Raw genomic sequence first — 658 nt, 5'->3', positions numbered from 1 at the left:
TGATCGCAGTCCCGACCGGCATCAAGTTCTTCAACTGGATCGGCACCATGTGGAAGGGACAGCTGACCTTCGAGACCCCGATGCTGTTCTCGGTGGGCTTCCTGATCACCTTCACCCTGGGCGGCCTGTCCGGTGTGCTGCTGGCCAGCCCGCCGCTGGACTTCCACGTCACCGACAGCTACTTCGTCATCGCGCACTTCCACTACGTGCTCTTCGGCACCATCGTGTTCGCCACCTACGCGGGCATCTACTTCTGGTTCCCGAAGATGACCGGACGCCTGCTCGATGAACGCCTGGGCAAGCTGCACTTCTGGCTGACCTTCATCGGCTTCCACACCACATTCCTGGTGCAGCACTGGCTCGGTGACGAGGGCATGCCGCGCCGCTACGCCGACTACCTGGCCAGCGACGGGTTCACCACGCTCAACGTGGTCTCGACCATCGGCTCGTTCATCCTGGGTATCTCGGTGCTGCCGTTCACCTGGAACGTGTTCAAGAGCTGGCGTTACGGCGAGCCCGTCACGGTCGACGATCCGTGGGGTTACGGCAACTCGCTGGAGTGGGCGACCTCGTGCCCGCCGCCGCGGCACAACTTCACCGAGCTGCCCCGCATCCGGTCGGAGCGTCCCGCGTTCGAGCTGCACTACCCGCACATGAT

1 protein-coding gene is annotated in these 658 nt (G+C 63.5%); it reads left to right on the top strand.

Annotated features, from left to right (window positions below):
• On the top strand, window positions 1-658 hold a 658-nt coding region (locus A5784_RS10920; RefSeq protein WP_197514697.1), incomplete at both ends, for a cytochrome c oxidase subunit I.

It is taken from the genome of Mycobacterium sp. 852013-50091_SCH5140682, assembly GCF_001665685.1.
In the GTDB taxonomy this organism is placed as follows: domain Bacteria; phylum Actinomycetota; class Actinomycetes; order Mycobacteriales; family Mycobacteriaceae; genus Mycobacterium.
This window is presented reverse-complemented; position numbering and strand designations above follow the sequence as displayed.